The 6316-nt window shown below is 63.2% G+C and carries 6 protein-coding genes; 4 read left to right on the top strand and 2 right to left on the bottom strand.

What is annotated here, in order from left to right:
• Window positions 1-100: 100 nt before the first annotated feature.
• Both AC1DMG_RS18635 and AC1DMG_RS18630 read right to left on the bottom strand, forming a co-directional pair.
• The gene (locus AC1DMG_RS18635; RefSeq protein ID WP_477177501.1) at window positions 101-1003 is read right to left on the bottom strand and encodes a DUF2950 domain-containing protein; all 903 of its coding nucleotides are present in this window, start codon (window positions 1001-1003) and stop codon (window positions 101-103) included.
• Between the two features lie 11 nt (window positions 1004-1014).
• Window positions 1015-2466: a DUF3300 domain-containing protein gene (locus AC1DMG_RS18630; protein ID WP_477177502.1), complete on the bottom strand. Its 1452-nt coding sequence runs from the start codon at window positions 2464-2466 to the stop codon at window positions 1015-1017.
• Window positions 2467-2701: 235 nt separating this feature from the next.
• Between AC1DMG_RS18630 and AC1DMG_RS18625 the strand changes: the two genes are divergently transcribed.
• The 4 genes from AC1DMG_RS18625 to AC1DMG_RS18610 form a co-directional block, all read left to right on the top strand.
• Window positions 2702-3550 carry a hypothetical protein gene (locus tag AC1DMG_RS18625; protein ID WP_477177503.1) on the top strand — a complete coding sequence of 283 codons (849 nt, stop codon included), beginning with the start codon at window positions 2702-2704 and terminating at the stop codon, window positions 3548-3550.
• A 27-nt stretch (window positions 3551-3577) separates the two neighbouring features.
• On the top strand, window positions 3578-4747 hold the full coding sequence (locus AC1DMG_RS18620) for a hypothetical protein (protein WP_477177504.1): 1170 nt from the start codon (window positions 3578-3580) through the stop codon (window positions 4745-4747).
• A 50-nt stretch (window positions 4748-4797) separates the two neighbouring features.
• Complete coding sequence (locus AC1DMG_RS18615) at window positions 4798-5202, top strand: hypothetical protein (RefSeq protein WP_477177505.1); 405 nt, start codon at window positions 4798-4800, stop codon at window positions 5200-5202.
• A 185-nt stretch (window positions 5203-5387) separates the two neighbouring features.
• Window positions 5388-6316 (top strand): LysR family transcriptional regulator (locus tag AC1DMG_RS18610; RefSeq protein ID WP_441602434.1); only part of this gene is annotated, 929 nt, incomplete at its 3' end.

The following is a 6316-nucleotide window of genomic DNA, read 5'->3' as shown; positions in this document are numbered from 1 at the left end:
GTTTTGCGGACAGCGAAAATACTCGGCATTGCGCCCGGTAAAAGCACGTAATGAGCTCGCCGGCCATCCACACCGACGAGCACTCACCGTGCGGGCGGCGTCAATTGGCAGTGGGAACGTCGACTTCCTTCCAGCTGCTGTCAGGGTCGAAACTCTTCATGGACTGCGCGATGGTGCCGCCGTTCTTGCCCAGATCCTTTTCGAATACCTGGCCGTCGTGGCTCACCATGAAACTCATCACGCCGGTCTCGCCGTACTGCGCGGGCCAGGCAACCAGCGCGAAACCGTTGGTCATGCGACCGCCGACCAAATAGTTATAGGCGCCTCCGGGGGCAGAACCGCCCTGCGCCGTCAGTATCCGGTAGTGGTAGCCGTAATAGCCCTGCCCTGGCACCACGTTGGCGAATTTCGGACCCAACGGACTCGGCGGCTCGTTGTCGTTGACGGGCCAGTACAGTCCGTCGTGCTTGCCCGGCGAGCTGAGCAGGTGCTGCGCGTACTGCAGCACTTTGTCCCCGTCCCTGTCCTGGGTCGCGTAATCGCGCTGCGCGTCGTAGTAGGCAAGCATGGCTTGCTCGACGGCGAGTTCGTTCTGCCCGATGTGGCGCGTGCGTATCTCTTGCTGCGCAGCGGCCAGGTCAAAATGCCAACCGTCCTTCCCTTTGACCAACGGCATGGGCAGCACCCACTTCTCCGCGCCCACGTCCAGATGACTCTTGCCGTCGGCCGTTTCGATGCGATGGCTTTCGTCGTAGCGTTTGAGGAACAGGTCCACATCATCCTGATCGATGCCTTCGGTCGGGATGTAATCCTTCCAGTTATTGCCCAGCACCTTGGCGAGTGCCGCCTGGTCGTGATTGCGCACGGCCTGCACGAAGGCTCCGGCGGCGTCATCCGCCGTTGGGTAACTCGCCTGTTGTGCCAGCGCGGCGCCGCAAAGGACACAGCCAGCCCAGAACATGGTGCTCAAGGCCAGGCGACGGATCATGGGAGTGCGATTCATGGTCATGCTCCTCAACGACGACGGCCACCGCCACCTGCCCGGGCTGGCGCAGGTCGGGACATCTGCCTGCCAGCACCAGCGCCGGCACCTCGGGACTGCGACATCGAGCGCTGACTGGATTGCCCGCGATTCATTTGCGTATGCGCCGAACCCGGCGATTGCCCGCCGCTGAACGCGTTGTTGCGCGGTCCCTGCGATGCACGATCGCCACCGAAGTTGCCCTGCTGCCCACCGGCATTGCCGCGTTCGCGCGTCTGTCCGCCCAGATCGCCGCGCCCCTGACCGCCGGGGCTGCCTCGATCCGCGCCGCCGAGGTTGCCTCGATCCGCGCCGCCGGCTGCGCCCTGGCCACCACCAGGCCGGTTGCCGGTGGACGGCCGATTGAGTGCCGCGCCGCTTTCGCCTGCACCACGCCGCGCGGCCATCGAAGAGCCGTTGCCGGTGGAGCGGTCAAAGCTCTGCAGTGCGCGCTGGCGATTCGCGTCGTTGCCGCGGAAAGCCTCGCGCTGATTGGCGCCACCCACGCCCTGCCCATAGCGATCACGGCTGCCCTGATCGCGATAAGGCGTGCCGCGCCGATTGGACGGGTTGTGGTTCCACGTCTGCCTGTTGTTGCCGTTGCCGCTGATGCGGTTGTTGACGTTATTGACGTTGTTGTAGCGGTTGACGTTGATGTCGACGTCGCCATGCCCCCAGTTGAAACCGCCCCACAGCGAGTTCACGGCGGCAACACCCACGCCAAAGGCAATGCCCGCCGCCAATCCGGTAGCCACCGGATAGTAATAACCCGGCGGCGGCGGCCAATACGGCGGCGGGTAGCTGGGATAGGCCCAGGTACCGTAGACCACGGTCGGGTTATACGACGGTACGTACACCACTTCCGGATTGGCCGGCTCGATCTGGATCACCGTGGTGCTCGGCGCCGCGGCCGTGGGTGGCGCCTGCTGCACCACCACCTTCTGCTGCTCGGTCGTCTTGAGATTGCCGGCCTTCTGCGCCTGCGCGCGCAGGCGCTGCACGGAGGCCATGACATCATCGGGCTGGGCAAGAAAGGCGTCGCCCATATTCTGCACCCATTCGGGTTGCTGCTTCATTTGCGCCAGCACCTGGGGGAATGCCACCAACGATTGCACGCTGGGATCCCAGGGCGTGTTGGCTACCTGTTTCACCGCGTCGTCGCCCTGGATCTTGGGATGTGCCGCCGACCATGCAGCGGCATCGGCCACATTGCTGGGATAGGTACAGGCCATCAGTATCTGCGAGAGCAACGCATCCGGATACAAGGCAACCGGGGCGAGCATCTGATCGAGTTGCTGAGTGGAGAAACTCTTCTGCGTACTGCCCTGGGCGCTAGTCGCGCCTTGCGTACTTTGTGCGGCCACGGGACCCGCAATCATCAGCGGCAGGCATACGAGACATAGCAAGTAGATCCGCCAGAATCCGTGCTTCCCAGTCGTGTTCATGGTGCCGCTCCGGTGCCGCTCACGCGCTTGCACCAGCTTGATACGTCGCACGACGCATTGACCACTGCATTTATGCGCAAACGTCTCCAGTAAAACTACTTAAAAGGACCACCGGCCCTGCTCAAGGGGCGCGGTATCCGTAGATTTACCGCCTGCAGGTAAGTAGTAGTTCGCTGGGAGTCTGCCAAACAGAGCACGACCATAGCGTCGATCGCCGACCTTAAGGATGACCACCATGCGCCGCCTCCGCAATTCGCGCCTCACCTGTTCCCGCGCCCTGCTGGCGTCGGCTTGCATCATGGGCTTTGCGGTGACATCGGCAAAGGCGGACACCCCCGATTACTGGGATGGCGACTGGCATGGCAGCATCCAGCCCTATGGCTGGTTGCCCGGCATCAGTGCCAAAACGCGCTATCAGTTGCCCAACAATGGCGGCACGGTCGAGCAGAAGACCAACAACGACATCTTCGATTACCTCAGCGGCGCCTTCATGGTCGATGGCACGGTACGCAAGGGGGATTGGGGCTTCTATGGCGACTTCGACTGGGTGAAATTCAGCGACGAAAAGGGACGCTTCACCCGCATCGGCGGCGACCGCATAGGCGCCGATGCGAATCTCGATACGCGCTGGGGCATCAAGGGCGGCATGGTGACCCTGGCCGGCCTGTATACGATGGCCCATGGACAGCAGGGCTACATCGATCTGGTGTTCGGCATGCGCTACTTATGGATCAAGGGCAATCTGGACTGGAACTTCAACCTGACCGGCAACGGTGGCCGGCCGGATATCCAGAACAGCGGTCATCTCAACAACCAGACGCACGTCACCGACGGCATCATCGGCATTCGCGGCCGCTGGTCGCCGTTCGCCGGCAGCAACTGGTTCTTCCCCTATTACGTCGATGTTGGCGCGGGCAGTTCGGACAACACCTATCAGGCGATGATCGGCGTGGCCTACGCTTTTCACTGGGGCGATATCGCGCTCAATTACCGCGACGTCGAATACAAGCAAGGCAGCAGCGACAAATTCCTCAAGCAAGTGGAATTGAGCGGCCCTGCGCTAAGCGTGGCCTGGCACTTCTAGCATCAGCGTGTTGCGGGAGCTGCCGGCGTGAGCGATCCTCGTTCGAGCATTTTCGAAGAACCCAAACATGTCGCCGTCTTGCGGCGACTGCGGCTGATCAAGCCGGCGCATCGCACCCAGGCATTGCGCCGCGTGCTTATCGCGGTGGGGTTGGCATGGATTCCGCTGGCCCTGCTCTGCGCTGGACAGGCCTTGGTGACGGGTCACGACGAGTTGCTGCACGCCTTTTTCACCGATATCGCCGTGCATGCGCGCTTTGTCTTGGCCGTTCCGATCCTGATCCTTTGCGAATACATCATCCTTCCGCGACTGGACCTGACGGCACAGCACTTCGTCACCTCCCATATCATCGACGCCTCCGATCAGACGCGCTTCGATGAAGCCGTTGCTTCGACCCGGCGCCTGAGCCTGGGCGTGTGGCCCTCGGCAGCCATGACGATCATCGTCTATACGTTTGTCATCACCATTGCGATCACCGTACGCCAGAACGTGCTGCCGATCTGGCATTACGCACCCGATTCGCCGCATCTGTCGCCCGCCGGCTGGTGGCATATGTTGATCAGCCTGCCGCTGTTGCTGGGTTTGCTGCTGAGCTGGATATGGCGCGTGTTCGTATGGATGCGCTTTCTTCGTCAGGTGTCCCACATGGGGCTGCACCTGGTGGCCTCCCACCCCGACAAGGCGGGTGGACTGCTGTTTGTCGCCTTCTCGCCGCGCATGTTCGCGCCGCTTGCGCTGGCCATCGGCATCATCATCGCGGGCACCTTTGCCAATGAGGTGTTTCATCTGGGGCTCAATCCATTGGACCACCCGGCAACGCCGCTCGCCTCGGCGGCGGTGGTCGTGGTCATCTTTCTCACGCCGCCGCTGGTTTTCGGACGCATGCTGCTGATGGCATGGCGACGCGGCATCTTCGAGTACGGCGCACTGGCCAGCCGCCTGGGTACGCAATTTGAAGACAAATGGCTGAGGTCGGGCAACGTGGTCGATACGGAATCGCTGGAGAAACCGGATTTTTCCGCCGCCACCGATCTCTACAGCGTGACGGCCAACGTCTACGCCATGCGTCCCGTGCTGTTTGATGCGCGCGCGGCGTTGGCGCTCGCCCTCGCCACACTCATCCCGTTCGCTCCCATCTTTCTGACGGTGATTCCCGCCAAGGTCATTCTCACGCAGTTGTTGAAACTCGTCGTCTGAGCCGCGCCGCAGCGCCCACGCGGCGACCGCCGTGCCTTCTGAAAAGGAACGTGCACGCAGGGCTTGCCTTTGTACTGGCCCCGCCGCTGTCCGGTCATGCAACGCTGACCGTGCTTGCCCTGGCCATCGTGGCGGGCGTGGGCATCTACAACATGATCGGATCGCCACGGGCCTATAGCTGGATCCTCGGTACGGTGACGGCGTTGATGGTGCTCAGTGCAGCCGGCCAGGTTTCTTCGTTATCGCAGCTTGCGCTCGATCGGGTGATCGATGTCGCCGTCGGCGTCGGCTCGACCCCGCTGGTGGCGCTGGCCGCGCGACGACGTGAAGATATGGATGCCGCGAAGACGATCAGGTGCCGATGGGGCTGTATGTGGTCGGCGGCGACGGCATGCTGCAGGCCGTTTCGGTCCATATTGCCGATTACAGCGACTATGGCGAGGGTATCGAGATAGCCGTCTACGGCATCTCGGAGCCGCCGTTCGACGAGCTGTTTCCCTGTAGCTGAGGCGCCCCATTGCGTAAAAGCACGATGGCGGGCCTCCATATGGTGGCGCGCATGCGCGCATGCCCCGATACTTCTTGCGTTTGCGCCGACCTCTGAGCAAGAGCCATTGCGGCCGTCCCCAGGAGCGCCCTCGTGCAGTTTCGCCATTTGCGCTATTTCGCCAAGATCGTGGAAGCGGGCAGTTTTTCCCGCGCGGCGGCGCTCATCCATATCGCCCAGCCGGCCTTGAGCAAGCAGATTGCCGAGCTGGAAGACGAGTTCGGCGTCACCCTGCTCCACCGCAGCGCACGCGGCGTCACGCCCACGGCTGCCGGCGAAGTGCTTTACCAGGAAGCGCTGAAACTGATCCGGCAGGTGGACGACCTGCCCGCCGTGGTGCGCTCCGCGCAAGGCGAAATCCAGGGCGTGGTGTGTTTCGGCATGGCCTCGACCATGGCGCCGGCGCTGACCGGCAAGATGATGGAGATCTGCCGCGCCACCTTGCCCAAGATCACCCTGCGCTTCATCACCGGTGACAGCGAAACGCTGCGCGACAAAGTGGCCGCCAAGACCATCGACCTGGCCATCGTGTTCGAGAACGGGCCGGAGACCGGCTTCACGCGCGAGGTGCTGTTCCGCCAGCGGCTTTACCTGGCCAGCCGAAAACAGCAGGGCAAGGCTGAGAAGTCCACCACGCTGGCGAAGATCGCGCAGCTGCCGCTGATGCTGCCCACACCGACCAATGTGCTGCGCAAGGCGCTCGACCGCGAACTGGCCGCCGCCGGGCTGCACGCCGAACCGGTCGCCGAGTCGGATCTGTTCGAGGTGGTGTTGTCCGCCGTGGAGACCGGACTGGGGCACGCCATCCTGCCCAAGGGCGACTTCACCGATATGCCCGGGCACCCGGACATCGCCACCACGCCGATCGAGCCGCCGATCTATCTCACCGCCTGCCTGATCACCTCGCGGGACAAGCCGCTGACGCGCGCGGCCTCAGCGATCGAGGCGCAGCTGCTGGGCTTTATTCGCAGCCAGGTCGGCGCCTCCGCCTTCAAGGGCGCCCAATGGGTGGACGCCGAGCC

Source organism: Dyella sp. 01N36, assembly GCF_056399745.1.
Note: the sequence above shows the minus strand (reverse complement) of the source record. Positions and strands in the feature narration are given on the sequence as shown.

Excerpts from the sequence above, each read along its gene's own strand:
- AC1DMG_RS18635 (WP_477177501.1), bottom strand. The coding sequence starts at position 1,003 with ATGAATCGCACTCCCATGATCCGTCGCCTGGCCTTGAGCACCATGTTC.
- AC1DMG_RS18630 (WP_477177502.1), bottom strand. The coding sequence starts at position 2,466 with ATGAACACGACTGGGAAGCACGGATTCTGGCGGATCTACTTGCTATGT.
- AC1DMG_RS18625 (WP_477177503.1), top strand. The coding sequence starts at position 2,702 with ATGCGCCGCCTCCGCAATTCGCGCCTCACCTGTTCCCGCGCCCTGCTG.